The sequence below is a fragment of the Flavobacterium sp. J49 genome, from assembly GCF_011742145.1.
Lineage (GTDB): Bacteria > Bacteroidota > Bacteroidia > Flavobacteriales > Flavobacteriaceae > Flavobacterium.
This window is the reverse complement of the sequence record NZ_JAAQQU010000038.1, coordinates 93,894-118,492: the sequence shown is the minus strand read 5'-3', so window position 1 is coordinate 118,492 and position 24,599 is coordinate 93,894. Positions and strand designations below refer to the sequence as shown.

24 protein-coding genes are annotated in these 24,599 nt (G+C 37.7%); 16 read left to right on the top strand and 8 right to left on the bottom strand.

From position 1 onward, the window contains the following. The 14 genes from HA632_RS00725 to HA632_RS00660 all read left to right on the top strand — a co-directional run bounded on the left by HA632_RS00725 (position 1) and on the right by HA632_RS00660 (position 15,462). Positions 1-864: an FkbM family methyltransferase gene (locus tag HA632_RS00725; protein WP_176305326.1), complete on the top strand. Its 864-nt coding sequence runs from the start codon at positions 1-3 to the stop codon at positions 862-864. Further along, complete coding sequence (locus HA632_RS00720; protein WP_176305325.1) at positions 864-1,952, top strand: acyltransferase; 1,089 nt, start codon at positions 864-866, stop codon at positions 1,950-1,952. Before HA632_RS00725 ends, HA632_RS00720 begins: the two co-directional genes overlap by 1 nt. A 64-nt stretch (positions 1,953-2,016) precedes the next feature. Then, positions 2,017-3,417, top strand: coding sequence for a UDP-glycosyltransferase (locus tag HA632_RS00715; RefSeq protein ID WP_176305324.1), 1,401 nt, complete (start codon positions 2,017-2,019; stop codon positions 3,415-3,417). Position 3,418: 1 nt separating this feature from the next. Continuing rightward, positions 3,419-3,982 carry a serine O-acetyltransferase gene (locus HA632_RS00710; RefSeq protein ID WP_176305323.1) on the top strand — a complete coding sequence of 188 codons (564 nt, stop codon included), beginning with the start codon at positions 3,419-3,421 and terminating at the stop codon, positions 3,980-3,982. A gap of 23 nt (positions 3,983-4,005) precedes the next feature. Next, positions 4,006-4,989 (top strand): bifunctional 2-polyprenyl-6-hydroxyphenol methylase/3-demethylubiquinol 3-O-methyltransferase UbiG, encoded by a 984-nt coding sequence (locus HA632_RS00705; protein ID WP_176305322.1) that lies wholly within the window; start codon positions 4,006-4,008, stop codon positions 4,987-4,989. 4 nt (positions 4,990-4,993) lie between these two features. Then, positions 4,994-6,139 carry a glycosyltransferase family 4 protein gene (locus tag HA632_RS00700; RefSeq protein WP_176305321.1) on the top strand — a complete coding sequence of 382 codons (1,146 nt, stop codon included), beginning with the start codon at positions 4,994-4,996 and terminating at the stop codon, positions 6,137-6,139. Beyond that, positions 6,136-6,939 carry an FkbM family methyltransferase gene (locus HA632_RS00695; RefSeq protein ID WP_228778728.1) on the top strand — a complete coding sequence of 268 codons (804 nt, stop codon included), beginning with the start codon at positions 6,136-6,138 and terminating at the stop codon, positions 6,937-6,939. The genes HA632_RS00700 and HA632_RS00695 overlap by 4 nt, the downstream gene beginning before the upstream one ends. Positions 6,940-6,949: 10 nt before the next feature. Further along, entirely contained in the window at positions 6,950-8,491 is a 1,542-nt protein-coding gene (locus HA632_RS00690) for a glycosyltransferase family 2 protein (protein ID WP_176305320.1), read from the top strand. Between the two features lies 1 nt (position 8,492). Continuing rightward, entirely contained in the window at positions 8,493-9,494 is a 1,002-nt protein-coding gene (locus tag HA632_RS00685; protein ID WP_176305319.1) for a glycosyltransferase family 2 protein, read from the top strand. A 6-nt stretch (positions 9,495-9,500) separates the two neighbouring features. Beyond that, the gene (locus tag HA632_RS00680; RefSeq protein ID WP_176305318.1) at positions 9,501-10,619 is read left to right on the top strand and encodes a glycosyltransferase; all 1,119 of its coding nucleotides are present in this window, start codon (positions 9,501-9,503) and stop codon (positions 10,617-10,619) included. Then, positions 10,616-11,689 (top strand): glycosyltransferase, encoded by a 1,074-nt coding sequence (locus HA632_RS00675; protein ID WP_176305317.1) that lies wholly within the window; start codon positions 10,616-10,618, stop codon positions 11,687-11,689. The genes HA632_RS00680 and HA632_RS00675 overlap by 4 nt, the downstream gene beginning before the upstream one ends. Before the next feature lie 4 nt (positions 11,690-11,693). Next, on the top strand, positions 11,694-13,013 hold the full coding sequence (locus tag HA632_RS00670; protein WP_176305316.1) for an O-antigen ligase: 1,320 nt from the start codon (positions 11,694-11,696) through the stop codon (positions 13,011-13,013). Next, on the top strand, positions 13,006-14,016 hold the full coding sequence (locus tag HA632_RS00665; protein WP_176305315.1) for a glycosyltransferase family 4 protein: 1,011 nt from the start codon (positions 13,006-13,008) through the stop codon (positions 14,014-14,016). Before HA632_RS00670 ends, HA632_RS00665 begins: the two co-directional genes overlap by 8 nt. A gap of 51 nt (positions 14,017-14,067) precedes the next feature. After that, positions 14,068-15,462 carry a sugar transferase gene (locus HA632_RS00660; protein WP_176305314.1) on the top strand — a complete coding sequence of 465 codons (1,395 nt, stop codon included), beginning with the start codon at positions 14,068-14,070 and terminating at the stop codon, positions 15,460-15,462. Here the strand turns inward: HA632_RS00660 and HA632_RS00655 are convergent. Further along, entirely contained in the window at positions 15,442-16,560 is a 1,119-nt protein-coding gene (locus tag HA632_RS00655) for a DUF4105 domain-containing protein (RefSeq protein WP_176305313.1), read from the bottom strand. The genes HA632_RS00660 and HA632_RS00655 overlap by 21 nt on opposite strands. A 6-nt stretch (positions 16,561-16,566) precedes the next feature. After that, entirely contained in the window at positions 16,567-17,550 is a 984-nt protein-coding gene (locus tag HA632_RS00650) for a PorV/PorQ family protein (RefSeq protein WP_176305364.1), read from the bottom strand. Positions 17,551-17,745: 195 nt separating this feature from the next. On the opposite strand from HA632_RS00650, the gene HA632_RS00645 reads away from it, so the two are divergent. After that, on the top strand, positions 17,746-18,462 hold the full coding sequence (locus HA632_RS00645) for a phosphatidylcholine/phosphatidylserine synthase (RefSeq protein ID WP_176305312.1): 717 nt from the start codon (positions 17,746-17,748) through the stop codon (positions 18,460-18,462). A 9-nt stretch (positions 18,463-18,471) separates the two neighbouring features. Here the strand turns inward: HA632_RS00645 and HA632_RS00640 are convergent, their stop codons facing one another. From HA632_RS00640 to HA632_RS00620, 5 genes are all read right to left on the bottom strand, one after another. Beyond that, complete coding sequence (locus HA632_RS00640) at positions 18,472-18,699, bottom strand: hypothetical protein (RefSeq protein WP_176305311.1); 228 nt, start codon at positions 18,697-18,699, stop codon at positions 18,472-18,474. A 33-nt stretch (positions 18,700-18,732) separates the two neighbouring features. Then, the gene (gene lptB / locus HA632_RS00635) at positions 18,733-19,473 is read right to left on the bottom strand and encodes an LPS export ABC transporter ATP-binding protein (protein WP_176305310.1); all 741 of its coding nucleotides are present in this window, start codon (positions 19,471-19,473) and stop codon (positions 18,733-18,735) included. Positions 19,474-19,555: 82 nt separating this feature from the next. Continuing rightward, on the bottom strand, positions 19,556-19,903 hold the full coding sequence (locus HA632_RS00630; RefSeq protein ID WP_176305309.1) for a carboxymuconolactone decarboxylase family protein: 348 nt from the start codon (positions 19,901-19,903) through the stop codon (positions 19,556-19,558). Continuing rightward, positions 19,896-20,717 carry a twin-arginine translocase subunit TatC gene (gene tatC / locus HA632_RS00625; protein WP_176305308.1) on the bottom strand — a complete coding sequence of 274 codons (822 nt, stop codon included), beginning with the start codon at positions 20,715-20,717 and terminating at the stop codon, positions 19,896-19,898. The genes HA632_RS00630 and tatC overlap by 8 nt, the downstream gene beginning before the upstream one ends. Beyond that, positions 20,717-21,682 carry an SIS domain-containing protein gene (locus HA632_RS00620; protein WP_176305307.1) on the bottom strand — a complete coding sequence of 322 codons (966 nt, stop codon included), beginning with the start codon at positions 21,680-21,682 and terminating at the stop codon, positions 20,717-20,719. The genes tatC and HA632_RS00620 overlap by 1 nt, the downstream gene beginning before the upstream one ends. Before the next feature lie 86 nt (positions 21,683-21,768). On the opposite strand from HA632_RS00620, the gene recQ reads away from it, so the two are divergent. Further along, the gene (recQ, locus tag HA632_RS00615) at positions 21,769-23,964 is read left to right on the top strand and encodes a DNA helicase RecQ (protein ID WP_176305306.1); all 2,196 of its coding nucleotides are present in this window, start codon (positions 21,769-21,771) and stop codon (positions 23,962-23,964) included. Positions 23,965-24,059: 95 nt separating this feature from the next. Here the strand turns inward: recQ and HA632_RS00610 are convergent, their stop codons facing one another. Then, positions 24,060-24,494, bottom strand: a complete 435-nt coding sequence (locus tag HA632_RS00610) for a hypothetical protein (protein ID WP_171222771.1) — start codon at positions 24,492-24,494, stop codon at positions 24,060-24,062. Between the last annotated feature and the right edge of the window lie 105 nt (positions 24,495-24,599).

Genomic DNA, 24,599 nt, shown 5'->3' with positions numbered 1-24,599 from the left:
ATGCAAAAAATAACACAGCTCTATCGATTAAATTGGGCCAATCGACTACTGATACTTCGGTATTTGCTCAAGCGTGTATTGCATTTGAAAACCACTGAAAAGGAACGACAACTCAATGAGTTTTATTTTCACTTGATTAGTTTTAAGGGCTTTTTAAAACAAGAAAGCACCAAGGATTTTGTGTCTGCTTATCCCGATTTGGGTGTTACTTTAAAAATCAGAAAAAGACCTTCCAGCGATATGGATGTGTTTAGCCAAATCTACCGTTACATGGAATACAAACCGGTTGTGGAAGTTTTTCAAAAGCATTTTCCCAACGATAAGAAGTTGAATTTTATTGATGCCGGAAGCAATATTGGTCTGACTTCAGTTTACTTTTCTACCTTTTTTCCAGACTCCCGTTTTATTACCATTGAACCCGATGATTCCAATTTTGAAACGATGTCTTTTAACCTTTCAGCCAATGGAGTTATCGCCACAGAAAAAGTAAAAGGCGGTGTTTGGAGTACGAATTCGTTTTTAAGAATTGTAAGCGATTTTAGAGATCAAAACGATTGGTCATTTCGCGTGGAGGAAACTGCCACGGAGACTAATTTAAGAGCTTATTCCATTAATTATCTGATGGAGAAAAACCACTTTCAAACTATAGATATCCTTAAAATTGATATTGAAGGTTCGGAAAAAGAAGTGCTGACGTCATCCAAAGCAGACGTGTCCTATTTGGCAAATACCAAATGTGTAGCCATTGAAATTCACGATGAGTTTGATTGTAGGGAAGCGATTTATGAAGTGCTTAGGAACTATGATTTTGAGTTCTTCAATTCAGGAGAATTGACCATAGGAATCAACCAAAATTTACTGTAATGTCAACCCTAAACCGATTAAGAGAACTCGACTTTTTGCGCGGCATCGCTATTATTTTAGTGTTGTTTCGCCATCAAGTTTTGTTTGATTTTTTGGAAACGATGGGCTGGATTGGGGTCGATTTGTTCTTTGTGCTCAGCGGTTTTTTGGTCTCGGGTTTGTTGTTTAAAGAATACCAAAAGTTTGGTTCCATTAATGCCAAATTGTTTTTAATCCGACGCGGTTTCAAAATTTATCCTATCTTTTATCTGACTTACGTTCTCTACATTATTCCGAGAATCATACTCCACAAATTCGATTTAGAAAAAGCTTTTTACGAGTTGATTTTTGTTCAGAATTATGCTTTGGGTTGGGGTTATGCCTATGCCGCGAGTTGGTCGTTGGCGGTTGAAGAACATTTTTATTTTGGCTTAGCCTTAGTATTGTGGTTGGTTTTCAATAAAAAAATCCTCCGTTTTGAAATATTACCGAATAAAATCTCAGCTTTTGAAAAATACTTGGTAGCGGTTTTGGTGTTGGTTTTTCTTTTAAGAATAGTAGCCAACATCCAATTTCCCGACGACACAGCGCGAAATATGACCATGTCACACTTGAGGATAGATTCGTTATTGTTTGGCGTGTTGGTTTCGTTTTGGTATCATTTCAGAAGAGAAGCTTTGGCGACTTTTTATCTAACGCACAAGTCTAAATTACTTTGGCTTTCCTTAGCGTTGCTTTCCTTTACACCTTTTATAGCGCCCGGAGATTCTTTCTTCGTGAAAACAATTGGGTTTACGATGCTTTATATTTCTTTCGGAATTTTGCTGGTACATTTTTTAATTGATGCCAATGTGAACAAGCAACTGAACCAACTTTTTACGGAAACGGTGGTAAATTTTATCAGTAAAATAGGTTTTTGTTCTTATTCGATTTATGTGATTCACTCCATGGTGATTTATTGTTTTGGTTTTCTACCGATTACTAATCGTTTTGCAGCTTTTCCGATTGTATTTACAATCTCTGTCATTTCGGGTTTTATCATGACTTACAGAATTGAAAAGTTTTTCCTTAATTATCGCAATAAATATTATCCGAGCCGTACATTTTAGCATTCATTTACTTTCATATTAACTCTAAAATAGAGATATTTGAGACTTCAATTGAAAAACAGGAATGCAAAACAAAAAAATATTCATACTTCTTCCGGATGGTGTCGGACTGAGAAATTTTTCTTTTACAAATTTTCATAAAATTGGTTTACAAAAAGGGATTGACATTACTTTTTGGAACAATACCCTTTTTGATTTGAGTGAGTTGGGCTTCAAAGAAATACGTTTCCAAAATGCCAAAGCACATCCGATGACCGACCTATTGAAGATGGCTCAAACCCGAATAGAATTAAACTTAAATATCAAGAAATCCAATGATACTATTTACAAGTATTACCGATTTCCGTTTTCGTATTCCAATGTAAAATCAACCCTAAAAAGCCTTTACAAAGAAGGATTGGTTCTTTTTAACAATTCAGAAAAAGGACTGGAGCGCATCAAAAAAAGCATCGCCAAACAAGAGCGAAAAACCAAACTCTACTTTGACAGCTTAGAAACCCTGAAAAAAGAAAACCCCGATTTGGTTTTTTGTACGAACCAGAGAACCATGTTGGCTGTAGCTCCGATACTGGCCGCTCAGGATTTGGGAATTCCAACCGCCACGTTTATTTTCTCTTGGGACAATTTGCCCAAAGCCACCAAGATTGTAGAAACCGATTACTATTTTGTGTGGAGTGAACACATGAAAGGCGAATTGTTGTATTACTATCCGCACGTCAAAGAAAGTCAAATCAGGGTTACGGGAACACCACAGTTTGAAACCCACACCGAAAAAGAATTACTGGTTTCCAAAGAAGTGTTTTTCAACGAGCACCATTTGGATTTAAATAAAAAATACCTCTGTTTTTCGGGTGATGATGTGACTACTTCTCCCAATGATCCAACCTATTTGTCGGATACCGCTGCTGCAGTGGTTAGGCTGAACCAACAAGGACATAATTTAGGCATCATTTTCAGAAGATGTCCGGTGGATTTTTCCAATCGATTTGATGCGGTATTGGAACAATACCAAGACGTTATCACCAGCATTATTCCCAAGTGGGAGAAAAAAGGAGAGGCTTGGCACGACATTTCACCTACCAAAGCTGATTTAGCGCTGCAAATGAATACCATAGCCCACACTGAAATGGTAATTAACCTAGGTTCTTCAATGGTGTTTGACTATGTGTCTTTCAACAAGCCTTGCGGTTATATCAATTATGAAGTGCCGAATGCACAATATCCTAAATGGTCGGTGAAAAATATTTACCAATTCATCCATTTCAGGTCGATGCCGAGTAAAGATTCCGTTTTTTGGATTAACCATCCTAATGAAATTGAGGATTGCATTGCAAAGACATTAGATAACAAAGCTGAAAACGTGATTGCCAACGCCAAACAATGGTTTGAAAAAATCACCCAACATCCGCCGCAATCCGCTTCGGAAAGAATTTGGACTGCAATAGAGGAAATCTGTAAAAAATAAAATGGCAAAAGAATATATTTTATCTGATTACAAACGCTGTGGTATTCACAAAATTACCATTGGGGTTTTGTTTGACGTTTTTATCATAAGCCCAAATCCCGGATTGAAATACATGACCATTTTTCGTTTGGTGCAACATTACCGTAGACGCAACCGATTGTTGTTTTACTTTTATTTTTTGTGGCTTAGAAGACTAAAAGTCAAGTATGGTTTTGATATTTCGTACCGAACGCAAATAGGCAAAGGATTTTATATCGGTCATTTTGGTAACGTAGTCATTCACGGCGATAGTGTGATTGGTGACAATTGCAACATTTCCCAAGGAATTACCATTGGCGTGAGTAATTATGGCAAAAAAATGGGCGTGCCAACGATAGGCAATGAAGTTTTTATCGGGCCGAATGCCGGAGTTTTTGGAAAAATTACGGTTGGGAATAAAGTGACCATCGGTGCCAACTCGGTAATTACCCAAGACATTCCGGAGGGTAAAACCGTACTTCCTGCAGCAGCAATGATCATCGACAAAGACTTGTCTGACTATTATATTCAAAGCAAAATCAACTAATTGTTCTAACTATATTTTACATCATGTCCTACCAATCGTTATTGCCTTTAATACAAAAAACAGGAAGCACTCTTTCTCCGGAGCAATTTCAGGAAAGAATCAATATCGTGTTTCATGATTTTGAAGCCCAACATTATGATGCAATGCACACCGACATGTGGGGAAGTTTACAAGAGCAGATTGATTTGTTGGTTGGCGATTTGATGACTCAAAAAAATATACAAAGCAAAGCACTCAGCTTGCTCGACATTGGTTGTGGTACAGGTTTGAGTTCTCAAATTTTACTCAATTCAAAACTCGGAGCACACATTAGCCAAGTGACTTTACTGGACACTTCGCCTAATATGTTGCGTTTTGCCGAAGCCAAAGCCAAGACCTGGGGCAAACCCTATAAAACAGTTAATGGCTATTTAGCATCGCTGACCGAAAAATTTGATGTTATCATCATCAGTTCGGTGTTGCACCACATACCTGATTTAGAAACTTTTTTGAGTCAGGTGGATAAGGCGTTGACTTCGGGCGGGATTTTAATTCATTTACAAGACCCGAATGGAGATGCCATCAATGAAGCGGAATATTTGAACCGGAGAAAACGTTATGAAAAAGCCCTCGAAGCTTTACCAAAAAAGAAAAAAATTACCGATTTTATTCCGAAGAAGTTACTCAAATCCTTCAAGCGCCTTTTAGGGAGAAAAGATTATATCGACTTAATTAACGATCAATTGTTGGCGGAGAAAACCATCAAAAAGCGCATGACTGCCGACGAGATTTGGTCGGTTACCGATATCCATGTGGAAACCAAAACCGATTCTGCGAACAAAGGCATTTCTTTACAGTTTTTGAAAAGCCAATTGCAAAATTTTGAATTGTTGCAAATGCGTTCCTATGGTTTTTTTGGGTACTTGAAAAGTGATTTAATCGAAAGTTTTAAGGCAGAAGAAAGTCAATTGATTGCCGAAAATCAAACCAATGGTCGAAACATTTCTTGTGTTTGGATGAAAAAATAGGAATATGAAAATAGCCTTCCTGACTTCTGAATATCCTCATGCCAAAACCGGTTTTTCGGCCGGAATAGGGACGAGTATCCTGAATTTAAGCAAAGGCTTACTCCAATTGGGTCACCAAGTTACGATTGTGATTTATGGCCAAGACCAAGACGAAACTTTTACTGATGCCGGATTGACATTTTATAAAATCAAAAACCGAAAACTCAAAGGATTTTCGAGAATTTTGACCCAAAAAAAGATTCAAAAACGGATTAATGATTTGGTAGACAAAGGCGAAATTGATATCGTTGAAGCTGCGGATTGGACCGGAATTACTTCCAATATCCAACTGAAATGTCCATTGGTGATTAAACTTCACGGCAGCGACACTTATTTTTGTCATTTAGACCAACGACCGGTGAAGTTTCTCAATAAATTCAGAGAAAAAAAGGCACTGCAAAACGCCGATGCTTGGCTTTCAGTCAGTCAATATACAGCCACAGTGACCAAAGAATTATTGGCTTTGTCAAACGATTTTACCGTCATTCCGAATGGCATTGATTTGGATGATTTTTCGGTTGCAGCAACAAATAATAACACAGAGGAGGATACCATTTTATACTTTGGCACTTTAATTCGGAAAAAGGGTTCACTCGAATTGCCGCTGATTTTTAATGAAGTATATAAGCAAAATAAGCAGGCCAAATTAGTCCTTATCGGCCGAGACGCTGCGGATATTACCACCGGCAATTCTTCGGTTTGGGCAATGATGCAACCGCTGTTTGATGCCGATGCATTTCAAAACGTAACTTATTTGGGAAGCGTGCCTTATGACCAAATGAAGACGCATATCAATGCTTCCACCGTTTGTGTTTTTCCCACATTTGCCGAAGCTTTGCCGGTTTCCTGGATAGAAGCGATGGCAATGCAAAAGGCTATTGTCGCTTCGGAAATCGGTTGGGCCAAAGAAGTAATTGACGATGGCGTCAACGGATTTTTAGTGAATCCCAAAGCGCACCAAGCCTACGCCGAAAAAATAAACGCCTTGCTTGAAAATGCCTCACTAAGAAATCAAATTGGCACAGCGGCCAAAGCCAAAGTGCAACAAAAATTCAGTATCCAAGTGGTAGCCCAACAAAGTGCTGCTTTCTATCAAAAACTAATCCGATGAAAAAAGCACTCAAGAAAATACTCAGTAGTTTGATGCCCAAAGGCAACGCCAAAGAACAGCTGAAACTTTTTTATTACAGACTGTTGAAACCTAATAAAGTGACCTTTGATTTGGTGGAAGGAAAAGAAAGATTGGTGTATAAAACCGGTTTTCAAAACACTACACTAATCACCCATGAGGCTTTGTATCCGATAGTGGCGGATTTTGACTATTACCAACATTTTTATACCGTAAAATCGGGCGATGTGGTCATTGATGCCGGAGCCAATTGTGGCCATTTGACGATTTTTTTCTCCAAATTGGTGGGGAAAAGCGGAAAAGTATTTGCCTTTGAGCCGGATACATTCAATATCGAGCGAATCCAAAAAAATAGGGCTTTGAATCCGGATTTGACAGACAATATCAAGATTGAAGATTTGTTGCTTTGGGATAAAAATGAATGGATCGATTTTTACGAAGCCGGAACTGTGGGTTCTTCTGCGGTGTGGATGCCCGATACCGAACATTGTGTCAAAAAACAAGCGGTTACTATTGACGATTGGGTTAAAAATAACCATATTCAAAAACTCGACTTTATCAAAATGGACATCGAAGGTGCCGAAATAGAAGCGCTTGACGGTTGTGTGAATACCATTAAAACGTTACAACCGAACTTTGCCATCGCATCTTATCACGTGGTCAATGGCGAGAAAACGTATATCAAAGTGGAAGCTTTTTTCCGCCAAATGAATTATCCGTACAAGACAGTCACTTTCAGAGGCAATGAAATCATAACCTTTGCCGGACCGAATTTGAAATAAATAAAGTTTCATGATTATAATTTATCACAATCAATCAAAAGTAACTAACGTCGTTTCAGCCGAAGCGATTGACTTTTCGACTTTCAAAAATCGGAATGTGGTTGCAGTATTGCTTGATTTGGCGGATAAATTTGAAGATGAACTATTGGTTTGGTGTCACCAAAGGTTGGCAGACAACTTGAATGTCAATTCGATTGAAAACCTGTTTCACCATAAAAAGTTGCTTTTTTCCTTTAATCCTTCGTCTTCGGATTATTTCGGAAGAGAATTGGGGTATATCGAAGATTCTCCTTTTATCAAAATAAACAAAGAAGTTCGATACGCCACTTGGCAAATGAGTAGTCAGGTTGGTGCTATTCATGCTTCGGCACTAAAAGCTTGTCAACCTTATTTGAAGCCAGAAAATGACTTGGATTATTTTCTGCATTCTTTGGCCAAAAGAGCCATCGTTCACGGTTTGTTGTGCTATTCGGAACCCAAATTACTCCGTGGCAAAACCGCTGAAATGCCACTAAAGACCACAAGTCTTTATACTCTTTTTAAATTTACCAAACAGCATTACCGAACGCGTTGGATTTTCCTTTTGTTCTTTAATTTGGTGCTGTTTGAAAAGCGATTTCCGTTGCTGCCGTTGCTGTTTTCTTTGTTTTATAAAAAGCGAACTTTTAACCCGATTCGGCTCAATCAAATACCATTAAATTCAACCAAAACGACAGTAGAAAAAGGCACGATTGATGTACTGATTCCCACGATTGGTCGCAAACAATATTTGTTGGACGTGCTCAAGAATTTAGCCGCACAAACGCATTTGCCGACCAACGTTGTCATTATTGAACAAAATCCAATTGCAGACAGCGTTTCTGAATTGGATTTCATCCAAAATACTGCTTGGCCTTTTACCATCAAACACCGATTTACCCATCAAGCCGGTGCTTGTAATGCGCGAAATATGGGCTTGGAATTGATCACGAGCGAATTTTGCTTTATGGCCGATGACGATATTGTTTTTGGCAATGATTTACTCGAAAAGGCTTTGGACACTTTTAGGTCAACCGGAAATGAAGTGTTTTTGGTGGCGTGTCATTTGAAAACACAAACCATAGAACGTCAAGCACCCAAGCAATTTACCGTTTTTGGTGCGGGTCACGCTTTTGTAAAAAGTACTTGTCTTCAAGGATTGCGATTTAATATGGGTTACGAATTTGGTTTTGGCGAAGACAATGATTTTGGGATGCAATTGCGCCAAAAAGGATTTGATATTTTGTATATTTCTTCCTCCAATATTTTACACTTAAAAGCACCGATGGGCGGATTCAGAACGAAACCAATTTTGCGTTGGCAACACGAAGTAATCCAACCCAAACCGTCACCAACCGTGATGTTGTTCCGACTGTTGTATGATACGCCGGAACAATTGCGAAGTTATAAAACCACGATTTTCTTCAAGAATCTCAACAAAAGTTTTTTAAAGAATCCTTTGGGGTATATTAAATTGTTTAAAAAAAAATGGAATACCAGTGTTTTTTGGGCCATTACATTAAAGCATGAATAAGATGAATTTTACCCTGATAGTTTGTACGTATATGCGACCCAATCCTTTATTGAAGTTATTGACTTCGGTAAAAGGGCAAACACTTTATCCCAATGAAATTCTGATTGTTGACGGTTCTGTGAATGACGAAACCAAAGCCATGATTGCCGCGCATCCTTTTCAGAATCTGACTTATTTTAAAGTGGAAAAGGAGCACAGAGGCTTAACCAAACAGCGCAATTTTGGGGTTTCCAAAGTGTCATCGGAAGCGGAAGTAATTTGTTTTTTGGATGATGATACGGTTTTGGAGCCCAATTATTTTGAAGAAATCATCAAAGCTTATCAAACGGATTCAACCATAACAGGTGTGGCCGGAATTGCCATAAATGAAAACCGTTGGGTAAAAAAAGAACTTAATACAACGTACAGCAAATACAAGTTTTATGAATTCGAAGGCTACGTTTATCCCGAAGGTTCAAGAAATGTTTTAAGAAATTATCTCGGTTTGCAGTCGGATTCAGGTCCGGGACGCATGCCCGAATACTCACACGGCCGAACTTGTGGTTTTCCTTTGACGGGCAAAATTTATGAAGTTGATTTGTTGATAGGGATGTCGTTTTCGTTCAAGAGAGTAGTTTTTGATACCATTAAATTTTCGCATTATTTTGAAGGTTACGGCTTGTATGAAGATGCCGATTTTAGTATCAGAGCGCAACAATTCGGAAAAAATGTAATTGCCACCAAAGCCCAATTGTCACATTACCACGACCAATCGGGTAGGCCTAACAAATACCAATACGGCAAAATGGTGACCCGAAACGGTTGGTTTGTATGGCGTGTGAAATACCCGAAGCCTTCGTTCCAAGCCAAGCTAAAATGGACCGCCATTTCATTAGTATTGATATTCATCAGATTTAGCAATATCTTTACCACTAACAAACGTTGGGAAGCGTTAACCGAATCTTGGGGAAGAACCGTAGGTTTGGTGCGTTTGCTTTTTGACCAACCCAAAACAGAATCTTAAACCAACATGACCTTTTGCCTCATTACACACGTTCCTCACGGCTTTCAAAATGGCGAATATTATGCGTATTCTCCTTATGTGAGAGAAATGAATATTTGGGCAAAATATGTAGATAAAATCATCGTGGTCGCACCTTTGACTTTAAAGGAAAAAACTGCGATTGAAATACCCTATTCCCATCAAAACATTGATTTCAGAACTGTAGCTTCTTATCATTTTTTGTCTTTACAATCCGCTTTTCAAACGATTTTTAAATTGCCTAAAATTGTTTTTAAAATTTACAAAGCTATGCAGCAATCCGACCACATTCATTTGCGATGTCCCGGAAACATGGGTTTGTTGGGATGTTTGGTTCAGATTTTATTTCCAAACAAACCCAAAACCGCAAAATACGCCGGCAATTGGGATTTAGAGGCCAAACAGCCGCTGAGTTATCGCTTGCAAAAATGGATTTTGAGCAATACTTTTTTGACCAAAAACATGCAAGTTTTGGTGTATGGCGAATGGGAAAACAGCACTAAAAACATCAAACCGTTTTTTACAGCCAGTTATTCGGAGCGCGATAAGATTGCTGTTAGTCCGAGACCATTAACCGGAAAGATTTCTTTCGTTTTTGTCGGGACTTTGTCTAATGGGAAACAACCTTTATACGCCATTCAATTGGTGGAGCAACTGTATAAAAACGGATATGACGTTGCGTTGACAGTATTTGGCGAAGGCGCAGAGCGGAACAGTTTAGAAGATTATATCAAGACGAATAGTCTTGAAAATATTATCAGTTTGGAAGGCAATCAAAACCAGGAAACCGTTAAAGCCGCTTATATCAAAAATCATTTTGTAGTTTTACCGTCATTGAGTGAAGGTTGGCCCAAAGTCATTGCGGAAGGCATGTTTTGGGGTTGTTTGCCCATCGCTTCCCGAGTTTCTTGTGTGCCCAATATGTTGGATAACGGAAATCGCGGATTGCTTTTGAAATTGCAATTGGATGATGATGTCAGCCAAATAGAGGCAATTATAAAAGATGAAAATCGCTACCGAGCGCAAGTCAATGATGCCATTCAATGGTCGAGACAATACACTTTGGATGTGTTTGAAAATGAAATTAAACAGCTTTTTCCATCATGAGAATAGTACAAATTATTGACTCTTTAGAAGTTGGCGGTGCCGAAAAAATGGCCATCAATTATGCCAATGCGCTTTCAAATAGGGTTGATTTTTCGGGCTTGGTTGCGACCAGAGCGGAAGGCCATTTGAAAAGTCAGTTGGAGGATTCGGTGTCTTATCTTTTTTTGAAGAAGGCCAAAACACTTGATTTTGCTGCGGCTTTTCGATTAAAAAAATACTGTAAAACGAATAAGGTTGATTTTCTTCAACCGCACAGTAGTTCTTATTTCATCGCTTTATTAGTCAAAATAATTTACCCGAAAATTCAAATCATTTGGCATGACCACAATGGGTTGAGTGAGTTTATCAGTACCCAAAAATCATTAGTGCTCAAAGTTGCTTCGTTTTTCTTTAAAGGCATTATCGTTGTCAATTTCAAGCTGAAAAATTGGGCCGAAAAAGAACTCAATTGTAAAAACGTGGTTTATTTCCCTAATTTTACCAATGAGGTTTCAACAGTGAAAGCCGAAACTGTTTTGAAAGGAGAAGTTGGTAAGCGCATTTTGTGTTTGGCCAATTTGAGAGACCAAAAAAATCATTTTTTATTGTTGGATGTAGCCGAGAAATTAAAAGAAACCCAACCGAGTTGGACCTTTCATTTGGTAGGAAAAGATTTTGAAGATGGATATTCCAAACAGATTTCAGAATTGATTATCAGTAAAGGGTTGCAAAATACGGTTTTTATTTACGGGTCTAAAAATGATGTCGTTCCTATCATCAATCAAACAGATATTGCTATACTTACTTCAAAATCAGAAGGATTGCCGGTGGCATTGATTGAATACGGTTTGTATAAAAAGCCGGTAGTTTCTACCAATGTTGGTGAAATTCCGTTGATAATAAAAAATGGGGTAAACGGATTTATTGTTGGTGTAAATGAAGTGGATGCTTTTGGTGAAAGTTTGTCAAAATTGATTGATGACGAAGCCTTAAGAACGCAATTGGGTAATGCTTTGCACCAAACCGTTGTAGAAAATCATTCGGAAGAAGGCGTCATGACCAAATATTTAAATTGGATTAAAGGGTTATAAAACTATGAAAGAAAGAAATTATATATTATTAGTTTTATCTCACGTTTTAATTGGGTTTTTAATTTATAATTATCCTCAATTTTCAAAAGTATACGGCTTTTCGATTTTAATATTCGGAATTTATTATGTGATTAAAACCAGCAACAGAGGCAATGAAGTGCTTTTTGTTTCAGCCTATTTGGTGGGAAGTGAGGTTTTCCTTAGGATGACCGGCGGAAATATCTTGTATGAGTTTTCTAAATACGGCGTGATGATGTTCTTGTTTTTAGGAATGTATTACAGCGGATTTTCTAAGAATGCTATTCCGTTTTGGATTTACTTACTACTGCTGTTTCCCGGGATTATCGTGGCTACCGAAACTTTAAATTTAAAGTCGGATCTTCGAACTTCTTTGGCTTTTAATATATCGGGACCGGCTTGTTTGGGTGTAGCAGCAATTTACAATTACAACCGTAAGATTTTGTTTTCCCAACTAAACAATATGTTATTGGCGATGGGATTGCCCATTATTTCTACTACGATGTACTTGATACTGTATACGCCGGAGTTGAAAACCATTTTGACCGGTACAGGTTCTAATTTGGAAACTTCGGGTGGATTTGGTCCGAATCAGGTTGCCACCTTGCTCGGAATTGGAATGTTTATTTTCTTTTCGCGACTGATTTTGGAATCAAAAACCAAATTAATGTTTGTAATCAACCTGATCATTATTTTCAATATCAGTTATCGCGGTTTGGTTACTTTTTCGAGAGGAGGCATGATTACCGGTTTATTGATGATTTTAATTTTAATCTTCTTTTTGTATAAAAATGCCAGAGGAGAGGGCAAGTACAAGCTCAACATGTTGTTGGTATTATTCCTGGTTGGTTTTGCCTTGACTTGGGTTTATACTTCCAACCAAACAGGAGGTTTGATTGACAAAAGATACGCCAACCAAGATGCTACCGGGAAAGTTAAAGAAAGTCAGTTTACCGGAAGAGAGGAGATTTTAGACAGTGAAATCGATGCCTTTTTAGACAGTCCGGTTTTTGGAATAGGCGTGGCCAAAGGTCTCGAAATTAGAGAAGAAAAAACCGGTGGTGAAATTATCACGTCACACAATGAAGTTTCGCGAACCTTTGCCGAACACGGGACATTGGGAATAATGGCACTGTTAATTGTATTTTTGACCCCTATTTTTTTATATCTCGACAACAAGCAAAATATTTATATGTTTTGTTTTTTAGTATTTTGGTTACTGACAATTAATCATGCCGCAATGCGAATTGCTGCGCCGGCTTTTGTATATTCGTTATCGCTATTAAAAGTTTATATGGATGAATAGCCTGCTTTACATAGGAAATAAGTTATCTGACCATGGGTATACTTCTACTTCTATAGAAACATTGGGTTCGTTTCTGGAAGCCGAAGGATTCACCGTTTATTATGCTTCTTCTAAAAAAAATAAGTTTTTTAGAATGTTGGAAATGGTTTCTATGACTTTTAAATATGCTAAAAAAGTAGACTACGTTTTGATTGATACCTACAGTACTAAAAATTTTTGGTATGCTTTTATTATCTCTCAACTCTGTAGAATTTTAAATGTAAAATACATCCCGAAATTACACGGTGGTGACTTGCCCAACAGGATTGTCAGGACAAAGTTTTTTTCCAATTTGATATTCAACAACGCCTTTATCAATATAGCCCCGTCTTATTATTTGTATGAAGCTTTTAAAAATAACGGTTATGCCAATTTAAAATACATCCCCAATACTGTTGATTTACAGCTGTATACTCAATCGATCAAAACATTTGATTTTCCGAGAATACTTTGGGTAAGGTCATTTGCCAAAATATACAATCCGATAATGGCCGTAAAGATTTTTATCAATCTAAAAAAAACATATCCCGAAGCTACTTTGTGCATGATTGGTCCCAAAAAAGACGATAGTTTCGAAAAGACGAAGCGTTTTGCTCAAAAAAACAACGTGGAAGTAAAATTCACCGGCAAATTGTCTAAAGAAGATTGGATAGCCAAATCCAAAGATTACAACGTTTTTATCAATACTACGCATTTCGACAATACACCCATAAGCGTTATTGAAGCGATGGCTTTAGGTTTGCCCGTTGTTTCTACCAATGTGGGAGGTATTCCTTATTTGTTAAAACATGAGGCCAATTCTCTGTTGGTCAACGATAATGATTCGGCGGGAATGACACAGCAAGTTCTCAGGTTGTTTGTGGAGGAAAATCTTGCGCTAAACATTACTAAGAATGCCAAAGAAACCGTTCAGGGCTTTGATTGGGAAATCGTAAAAAAGGAGTGGATAGATTTACTGATATAATCACGAGATTTATTAACTTGCGACTTCAAAAAATAAGGTGCTATCAAAAAGATGAACAAATACAAGGATATTCACTTTGAAATTTCGGAAAGAAAAATTCTTTTAAGACTTTTTGACGTCATCTCCGTGTTGGTTTCGTTGTACTTGGTAGGAATAGTTTTTAAATTTAACTACTTCAATATTTCGGCAACCAATTTTTATTGGACCATTGTTTTAGGACTTTACTTGAATTTTATAGGTTCTGTCTTTGAAATGTACAATTTGCAGGTTGCCAGCAATCAGTTTCAGGTCATTAAGAGTATCATACTTACGTCTTCTACGACGGTGTTGATGTATTTATTGACCCCGATATTTACCCCGATTTTACCTACCAATCGTATCCAAATCTTTTTCTTCTTCATCGCTATTTTTGTGGCTTTGTTTACTTGGCGGATGATTTATGTTCGCTTTTTTGCCTCGAATAGATTTCTGAAAAAAGTAATCCTGATTTGTGATAAAGAACAAGTAAAAGAATTGGTGGATGGTTTAGAAAATGCCGATCCGCATTATAGAGTGTTGGGTTTTGTCAATTCCGACAGCGCCAATTTAAAAAGTGATCTTTATCCTAAGATTAAAAGTGTTGACATTAATAGTTTAGAAGCATTTGTGAAGAAGAATTCTATTTCTGAAATTGTGATCGCTTCCCAAAAAACGGACGGTATTACAGTCAAATTATACAACCAGCTGATTCATTTACTTGAAAGTGGTTATATCATCAGAGAATACACCCAAGTCTATGAAAATATTACCCAGCGCATTCCGGTGCAATATGTTTCTCGCGATTTTTACCGTTATTTCCCTTTCAGCCGCAGCAACCAAAACCATTTGTATTTAATTATCGTTAGGTTTTTAGAAATTGTGATTTCCATAATCGGTTTGACTGTCGGTTTGTTGTTAATTCCGATTGTAGCTTTGGGAAATCTTTTGGGTAGTAAAGGACCATTATTTTACACCCAAGAAAGAGTGGGTAAGAATGGCAAGATCTTTAATATTGTCAAGTTCAGAACCATGGTTAAAAATGCCGAAAGCGGCGGAGCTGTTTTTGCTACGACCAACGATTCCCGAATTACACCTTTTGGCAAAATCATGAGAAAATCGAGAATTGATGAGTTTCCCCAATTTTTGAATATTCTAAAAGGCGATATGGCAGTAATTGGTCCAAGACCTGAACGACCGGTGTTTGTCAACGAAATAGCCGAAGTAATGCCTTTTTACGAAACCCGTCACGTAATAAAGCCCGGATTAACCGGTTGGGCACAAGTCAATTATTCTTATGGGGAAACGATAGATGACAGTTTGATAAAACTTCAATACGACTTGTATTATATCAAACACCGCAGTCTTTTCCTCGACTTTAGTATAATGTTTAAAACCTTGAGTACCGTTTTATTTTACCGCGGTCAATAGTTTTAAAGGATTTCTTCCGATGATTTTCAACAACATGTAGAACGTTGCTAAGATAAACGGCAGCATGATGGGTAAATGTGGTTTGTTGAACATAAAAATCATATATACCATCAAAATAGCCAAAGAGAGGTTGCCGATTTTTTTCAGTTTTGCTTCTTTTAAGAAAGGCAAAGCCAAAAATAGCGGACTAAAAAGCAAAGCGTTGTAATTCCAAAGCACTTCTTGGTGCTGCGAATACAAACCCACCAAACAAAGAAAAACACCCAATAGTCCTGCGACAAAGAGATAGGTCAAAAACAACCAACGCTTATTGATGACAATCAGCACTACAAAGAAAGTGATAATGATGTATATGCTATTGAAAAAGGAAAAAACCGGTTTGGTTTCAGTGCCTTTGAGAATGGTTTTTTTATTAGTTACCAATGGTTTTCCGGCTACAGTAGCTTTGTCTAAACTGTTCATCAATTCAACGGGCAGAAATAGTTTTTCGGCATCGGCATCGGTTTTGGCGCCAAAGATGATATTGATGCCCAATTTGTACCAAAAGTAATTTTCAAAATACGGATACAATACAGCTCTGTAGCTCAGGGTTTTGTCATCGACTTTCTGAATTTGGGTTTGACCCAATAAAACACTGACTTTATCAGCAACCATAGTGGTGCAATTTCGATCGATAAACTTATAAGTATAATACTTTTCAGAAGAGTTGAGCGAGGCGCCCAAAGCATCCAAAAGGGCTTGTTTTTGGGTTAATGGCAACTCTATGGTTTGTTCAATTACTTCTCTTTCGTCGATTTGGTATTCCAATATAAAATCTTCAAACGAAGTGACATTCATAAAATATTGCAAATCGCCTTTTACAAATTTCATATAAAAATTTTCCGTTCTGAAATCGAAAGCGCCATAGTTGAAAACAATGTCCAATTGGTTGGCTTCATCCTTAATCCGCAACGCGGTATGTCCGAAAGTAGAATACAATTGTTCGCCACGGCCACAAGTAAAAATGCTCACTTGGGTGTTTTCAGTCAGCCTTGGATTTTGTGAAAAAGCGGGTAAACTGAAAACCAATAGGAGTAAGAAGAATACTTTTTTCAACATAATTTTTTATCTAAAAATACTCAAATCAACCTTAACCGAAAAGATATTGGAGTACAAAGCGGCACTTTGGTCACCCAAATCGGTCAAAGCATAATCTACTTGAATGCCTTTGTATTTAAAGCCTAAACCAATGTTCGGTTGAAAATTCACTTTGGTAGAACCGTCGATTTGTTCTACATTTTGGAAATTACCGACACCGGCGCGAAGAAACACCAAATCGGTGTACCCAAACTCAAATCCCAAAGCAGGATCAATGCTCACGGCACTGGTAGAGATTATATCATTGGTTTCGGCAAATTGCATGTTCAGGTTTACAGCGGCCAACAAGGTATAGTCGTAATGGAATTCGAATTTCTTGGCGATTCCCAGTTGGGCTTTCGGCAAAGTAATTTCGGTACTTTCAGGCAATTCCTGATTCTGACCTTCTACAGCGCCTTGAATGGCTTCAAATTTGTCTTCATCGATGGCCCAAACGTTGTAAGTTGTTGTAATATCACGCAACATTAAGCCAAAATGCCAATCGTTTTTGTCGAATTGCAAACCGGCATCAAAACCAAAGCCCCAGGAATTGGCAAAATCGCCTATGACTCTTCGGATAACTTTGGCATTTATGCCGTATTGAAAACCTTCGAGTTTCATTTTTCGGGCGTAGGAAAAAGTCAAGCCATAATCGGCTGTAGAAAACAGACTGATTCGGTTGTAATCGATATTGCCTTCGCTGTCTATTAATTGGGTAGTGTTTAGAATGTCATCGACTCCAAAACGAATTAAAGAAACACCCCAAGCGCTTTGGTCATCTATTTTTTTGGCGTAAGCCGCATAATCGTATTGGGCAATATTGGCAAAGTAACTGGCGTGCATCAAAGCCGCTTCGTGGTCTTCAATTTTTAAAATTCCGGCCGGATTCCAGTACCCCGAATTCACATCGCCGGTAAAAGCGGTTACAGCATTCGACATGCCTAAAGCTGCTGCATCCACGCCAATGTTCATGAACTCATTGGAGTATTTTCTAACGGCTTGACCATGAGTGATTAGGCTAGTGAAAAGTAGCAGGATAGCAATCGTTTTTTTCAAGGCAATTTTTCTTTTTACAAATATCACATAAAAATCTTGAATATAAAACGCAGAAGTCTGCAACTTATTGTATTAAATTTGTATTTCTTTAAAAATATCAAACCTTAATCGATGAATATCAAAGCCCAGATTCCCAACTTATTTACGATGCTTAATCTCTTTAGTGGTTGCGTGGCGCTTGTTTTTGTTTCTAATGCCCAATATGAATGGGCTTTTTATTTTGTCAGTCTCGGAATTTTCTTTGACTTTTTTGATGGATTCTTTGCCCGAAAGTTTGGTGTTGCCGGACCGTTAGGAGTACAATTGGATTCATTAGCGGATATGGTGACAAGTGGTGTTGTGCCGGGTTATGTGATGTTTGTTCTTTTACGTGATTATCATGCTTTTGGTATAGAAAGTTATGTGCCGTTTTTAGGGTTTGTCATTACATTAGGTGCCTGTTATCGTTTGGCGAAATTTAATATCGATACGCGTCAATCGGATTCTTTTATTGGTTTGCCAACGCCTGCTAATAGTTTGTTTTTTACGAGTTTACCGGTTATTGCCGATTACTTTCATCAGGATATTGATTTGGGTATTTTTTATGACAAATGGGTATTGTTGCTGATGACATTTTTGAGTGCTTACATCATGAACGCCGAAATTCCGTTGTTCTCCTTGAAGATTAAAAATTTCACTTTTGCCAAATATAAGCTGCAGATTTTCTTTTTGATAATCTCTGTTTTGATGTTGGTTTTCCTTCAGATATTGGCCGTTCCGTTGATTATTTTGCTTTATGTGTTACTATCGGTTTTCAATAATATAGTTACTAAAAAAGCTTCCGTTTAGGAAGCTTTTTTAGTGATTTCTTGTGACCATAAAAACTATAAACCCAAAAAAGGAAAAGATCAGCAATAGGTACAAGTATGATTGTTTATGCGCAAAATTGAAAGTTGTTCCGTAGGTTGGATTCGGTTTATCCACTAAAAGTCGGTCGTCTTCTCTATTGAAATAAAACAATCCGCCAAGTTTCCAATATCTGGGATTTTTGGCCCATTCTTCTTGAAGTTCTTTAGATGGTTTCATATAAAAATCTCTAAAAATCTGTGCAATTTGTGTTTAAAAATGCAATTTCTTTTTACGCAATTCAAAGTTTTGTCCGAGGTATACCTTTCTTACCATCTCGTCTGCCGCCAATTCTTCCGGAATTCCGGCTTTTAGAATTCCTCCTTCAAACATCAAATAGGTTTTATCGGTAATGGCTAACGTTTCCTGAACGTTGTGGTCGGTGATTAAGATACCGATATTTTTGTTTTTTAATTGGGCTACAATTCTTTGAATGTCTTCTACCGCCACCGGGTCAACTCCGGCGAAAGGCTCGTCCAACAAAATAAATTTCGGATCCGTTGCCAAGGCGCGAGCGATTTCTGTTCTTCTTCTTTCTCCACCCGAAAGCAAATCACCGCGGTTGGTTCGAATGTGTTCCAAACTGAATTCGGCAATCAAACTTTCCATTTTGGCCACTTGTTCTTCTTTGCTGAGTTTGGTGAGTTGTAAAACACTCAAAATATTATCTTCAATACTCAATTTTCGGAAGACCGAAGCTTCTTGGGCTAAATAACCAATCCCGTGTTGGGCACGCTTGTACATCGGAAAATCGGTGATGTTCATGTCATCCAAATAGATGTTTCCGGAATTGGGTTTTACCAAGCCTACAATCATATAGAAAGAAGTGGTTTTTCCGGCACCGTTTGGCCCTAAAAGACCAACAATTTCTCCCTGATTTACTTCTACAGAGATGCCTTTAACAACACTTCTGCCTTTGTAGGTTTTGACTAAATTTTCGGCTCTTAACTTCATTTTGAGGTTATTCGGTTATTCGTGTATTTGGTTATTCGACAAATTAACGAATAAACAAATCACCAAATCCACCATTTAACAATTATTTATTTTCTTCTAACGCTTCCCAGAACTCGTAAGCTCTTCTTAGGTGCGGAATGACAATGGTTCCGCCGACTAAAGTAGCAATGCCCATGGCTTCCATCATTTCTTCTTTGGTGATGCCTTCTTTGTAGCTCGTTTCCAAATGGTATTTGATACAGTCATCACAACGCAATACGGTTGAGGCCACTAAACCCAATAGTTCTTTGGTTTTGACATCCAAAGCGCCTTCTGCATAAGCATTGGTGTCTAGGTTGAAAATTCGCTTTACAATTTTGTTATTGTCGGCCAATAACTTTTCGTTCATTTTAGAACGATAGTCGTTAAATTCTTGTACTAAATCAGCCATTTTCTTTTTCTTTTTCTTTTTTGACCACTACTGCGGAAATTAAAATACTCACTTCATATAAAACCAATATCGGAATAGAAACGATCACCTGACTCGGAATATCGGGTGGCGTCACTATGGCGGCTACAATCAGTATGATTACAATCGCAGCTCTTCTGTATTTTCTCAAAAATTCGGGTGTTACCAATCCTAATTTGGTTAAAAAGTAAATGATAATCGGAAGTTCGAAAACCAAACCACTTACAATTACCGAGGTTTTAATCATGCTGATATAGGATTCCACCGTAAATTGGTTGATAATCGTGTCACTTACATTAAAAGTGGCGAAGAAATTGATGGTCAAAGGAACAATAATAAAGTACCCAAAAAGCACTCCGATAAAAAACAGCAACGATGACACAACGATAAACAAGCCTGCTTTTTTACGTTCGTTTTCATATAATGCCGGTCTAATAAATTTCCATAACTCCCAGAGAATATAAGGGAAACCCAGCACAAAGCCGGTGGTTATTAGTATCCAGAGGTAAATTGAAAACTGCCCGCCAACTTCAGTGTTTTGAATGATAAAAGAAAATTCAGTGGCACAAGCATAAGAATCATCTACGCCAAAGAAACGCGTCACCTCACAAAAGAATTTGTAGGTGATAAAGTTTGGGTCTTTGGGTCCGAAAATAATTTGATTGAAAATAAAATCGTCAATAAAATAAGAAGCACAAGCAATGATAATAATAGCAAGTGTACTTCTTACCAGTAACCATCTTAACTCTTCCAGATGGTCTAAAAAGGACATTTCTTTAAGTTCTTTTTTTACCATTATACAATGCCTTCTTTTAAAATGTCATGCAAATGTAAAACGCCTTTGTATTCGCCGTTATCTACAACGACCAATTGCGTAATGGAAAAATCTTCCAAAATATTCAAGGCATCACTAACCAAATCCGTTGATTTAATCATCTTCGGATTCACGGTCATGATGTCTTTTGCCGCCAAACCTGAAATCGTTTCTGTTTTGTTCAACATTCTTCGGATATCGCCATCGGTAATGATTCCGATTACTTTTTCATTATCGACTACTGCCGTAACACCCAAACGCTTTTCGGAGATTTCTACAATAACCGTTTTAATACTAGAATCAGGTGCAACTATCGGTTTATGAGTGGTATCGAGCATATCGCCCACACGGAGTAATAATTTTTTGCCCAAAGCACCGCCGGGATGGTATTTGGCAAAATCTTCTGCAGTAAAGTCTCTCATTTCCATCAGGCAAACGGCCAAAGCATCACCCATTACCAATTGGGCTGTAGTGCTATTGGTTGGTGCCAAATTATTTGGGCATGCTTCGCTTTCCACGTAAGTATTCAAAACATAATCGGCTTCTTTGCCTAAAAACGAAGTAGTGTTTCCGGTAATGGCTACCAATTTATTGCCAAAACGTTTCAATAAAGGCACCAAAACTTTAATTTCCGGACTGTTGCCGCTTTTGGAAATACAAATCACCACATCGCCGGGTTGTACCATGCCCAAATCACCATGAATGGCTTCGGAAGCATGAAGGAATAAGGACGGTGTTCCGGTAGAGTTTAAAGTGGCTACAATTTTTTGGGCAATGATGGCACTTTTTCCGATTCCGGTAACTACTAATCTTCCTTTGGCGTTGTAAATGATTTCAACTGTTTGGACAAAATCGTCATTTACAAAATCCACCAGCTTTGCAATGGCTTCACTTTCTGATAATATGGTCTTTTTGGCAGAGGCTAAAATGGTTTCTTTAGGTATCAAAATTGAAATAAGATAAAATTTGTATGTATAAAAGAAAGTCGTATCTTTATGTTTGCAAATTTATGTAAAAATACCATTAACACAGAATGAATTTAGACGAAATTGACATCCACAAAGAATTAAAAAAGTATTTTGGTTTTAGCCAATTTAAAGGTTTACAGGAACAAGTCATAAAAAGTATTATTACTAAACATAATACCTTCGTTATAATGCCGACCGGTGGTGGAAAATCACTTTGTTACCAACTACCGGCCTTAATCCAAAACGGAACCGCGATAGTGGTTTCGCCTCTGATTGCTTTAATGAAAAACCAAGTCGATGCCATCCGAAGTTTGTCTTCAGAAAACGGAATCGCTCATGTACTCAATTCATCATTGACCAAAACCGAAATCAATCAGGTTAAAAAAGATATTACCTCAGGGATTACCAAGTTACTTTATGTGGCACCGGAATCTTTGACCAAAGAAGAATACGTTGAGTTTTTGCAAAGTGTACCGATATCCTTCGTAGCGATAGATGAGGCGCATTGTATTTCGGAATGGGGACACGATTTCAGACCCGAATACCGGAACCTGAGGCACATTATTAAGCAATTAGGTGATGTTCCCGTAATAGGTTTAACGGCTACGGCTACGCCAAAAGTGCAAGAGGACATTTTAAAGAATCTGGATATGTCTGATGCTACGACTTTTAAAGCGTCTTTTAACCGTCCGAATTTATTTTACGAAGTACGTACCAAAACCAAAAATATAGAAGCGGATATCATTCGTTTTATCAAACAGCACAAAGGTAAATCGGGTATCATTTATTGCCTAAGCCGTAAAAAGGTGGAAGAGATTGCCGAAGTTTTACAAGTAAACGGAATTTCAGCAGTTCCTTATCACGCCGGTTTAGACGCTAAAACGCGGGCCAAACACCAAGACATGTTCCTAATGGAAGATGTAGAAGTAGTGGTAGCAACTATTGCTTTCGGAATGGGAATTGACAAACCGGATGTGCGTTTTGTAATTCACCACGATATTCCGAAATCTTTAGAAAGTTATTACCAAGAAACCGGTCGTGCCGGTCGCGATGGAGGAGAAGGGCATTGTTTGGCCTACTACTCTTACAAAGACGTGGAGAAATTAGAAAAATTCATGTCGGGCAAACCGGTAGCCGAGCAGGAAATTGGATTTGCGTTGTTGCAGGAAGTGGTAGCTTATGCGGAAACTTCGATGTCAAGACGTAAATTCTTGCTGCACTATTTCGGAGAAGAATTCGACAGCGAAACCGGTGAAGGTGCTGATATGGATGACAACGTTCGCAATCCAAAAAGCAAAGTTGAAGCCAAAGACCAAGTCAAAATGCTTTTGGAAGTCGTTCGCGATACCAAACATTTATACAAATCAAAAGAAATTGTATTTACGCTCATAGGAAGAGTAAATGCTACTATAAAAGCCCACAGAACTGATACCCAAACTTTCTTTGGTTGTGGTTCCGATTTTGATGAGCGTTATTGGATGGCCCTAATTCGCCAGGTTTTGGTTGATGGTTTGTTGACCAAAGACATCGAAACCTACGGTATTTTAAAAGTCTCTGACAAAGGACATGCGTTTATTAAAAATCCGGTTTCTTTCATGATGTCGGAAGACCATGAATACAGCGAAAGTGAAGACGAAGCCATAGTAACTGCCGCCAAATCAAGCGGAACAGCTGACGAAGCCTTGATGGCCATGCTACGTGAGTTGCGTAAAAAAGTAGCCAAAAAACTCGGTGTACCGCCATTTGTGGTATTTCAAGATCCGTCATTAGAAGACATGGCGCTAAAATATCCGATTACCATAGATGAATTGAGTAATGTTCACGGCGTTGGCGAAGGCAAAGCCAAAAAATACGGGAAAGAGTTTGTGGAGTTGATCGAACGCTATGTAGAGGACAATGACATCATTCGTCCGGACGATTTGGTCGTTAAATCGACCGGTGCCAATTCCTCGAATAAATTATACATCATCCAAAACATCGACCGGAAACTGTCACTGGATGACATCGCCCGGGCGAAAGGATTTACCATGGATACTTTGCTCAAAGAGATGGAGCAAATTGTTTATTCAGGCACTAAATTGAACATCAGTTATTGGATTAACGAAATTTTGGACGAAGAACAACAAGAAGAAATCCACGACTATTTTATGGATTCTGAATCCGATAAAATTGAAGATGCACTAAAAGAATTCGATGGCGATTATGATATAGAAGAATTGCGTTTGATGCGAATTAAGTTTATTAGTGAAGTGGCGAATTAGAAGGCAGAAAGAAGATTTAAGAAGGCAGATTTTATTTAGTATAAAAAACGGCTACTTTCTCAAGTAGCTGTTTTTTATTGCATTGAAGTTTGTTTTTATCTTTTAATTTCAATTTTCCAATTTAATCTTTTTAAATCATCTACACTTAAATTAAGTTTTTTGAATTCTTTTTCGCCGAATTTTATTTCATGCCAATTGTATTTTTTTAATGTATCGGCCTCAAAAATAAATAATTTCAAACGACCATTGAAATTATGATTAATTAGGTCTTCCCAACTAGAGATAGCAGGAAACTTATTTTCACCATAAGGTTTAATAAAATTATCACTGTCTAACCATAAAGTATCTTTGTTTGTGACTTTTATATATTCTTCAAATGGATTTCCTCCTTCAATGGAATCAAATCTAGATATAGTAAAGAATAAAGGGCGATTCGTTTTATTAATGATTATTAATCGATTATCAATGGGATCGCAGCTGATTAAAAACAAAATACATAAAACAGAAATGATTATTTTTTTTTTCTTCATTTTTATTTATCGTTTAATTATTTTATCTCCATATAATACAAATCTAATGAAATAGTTTTGAAAATAATTTCTAATCAAGCGCTATTCAATTCCAATAAAAAATCA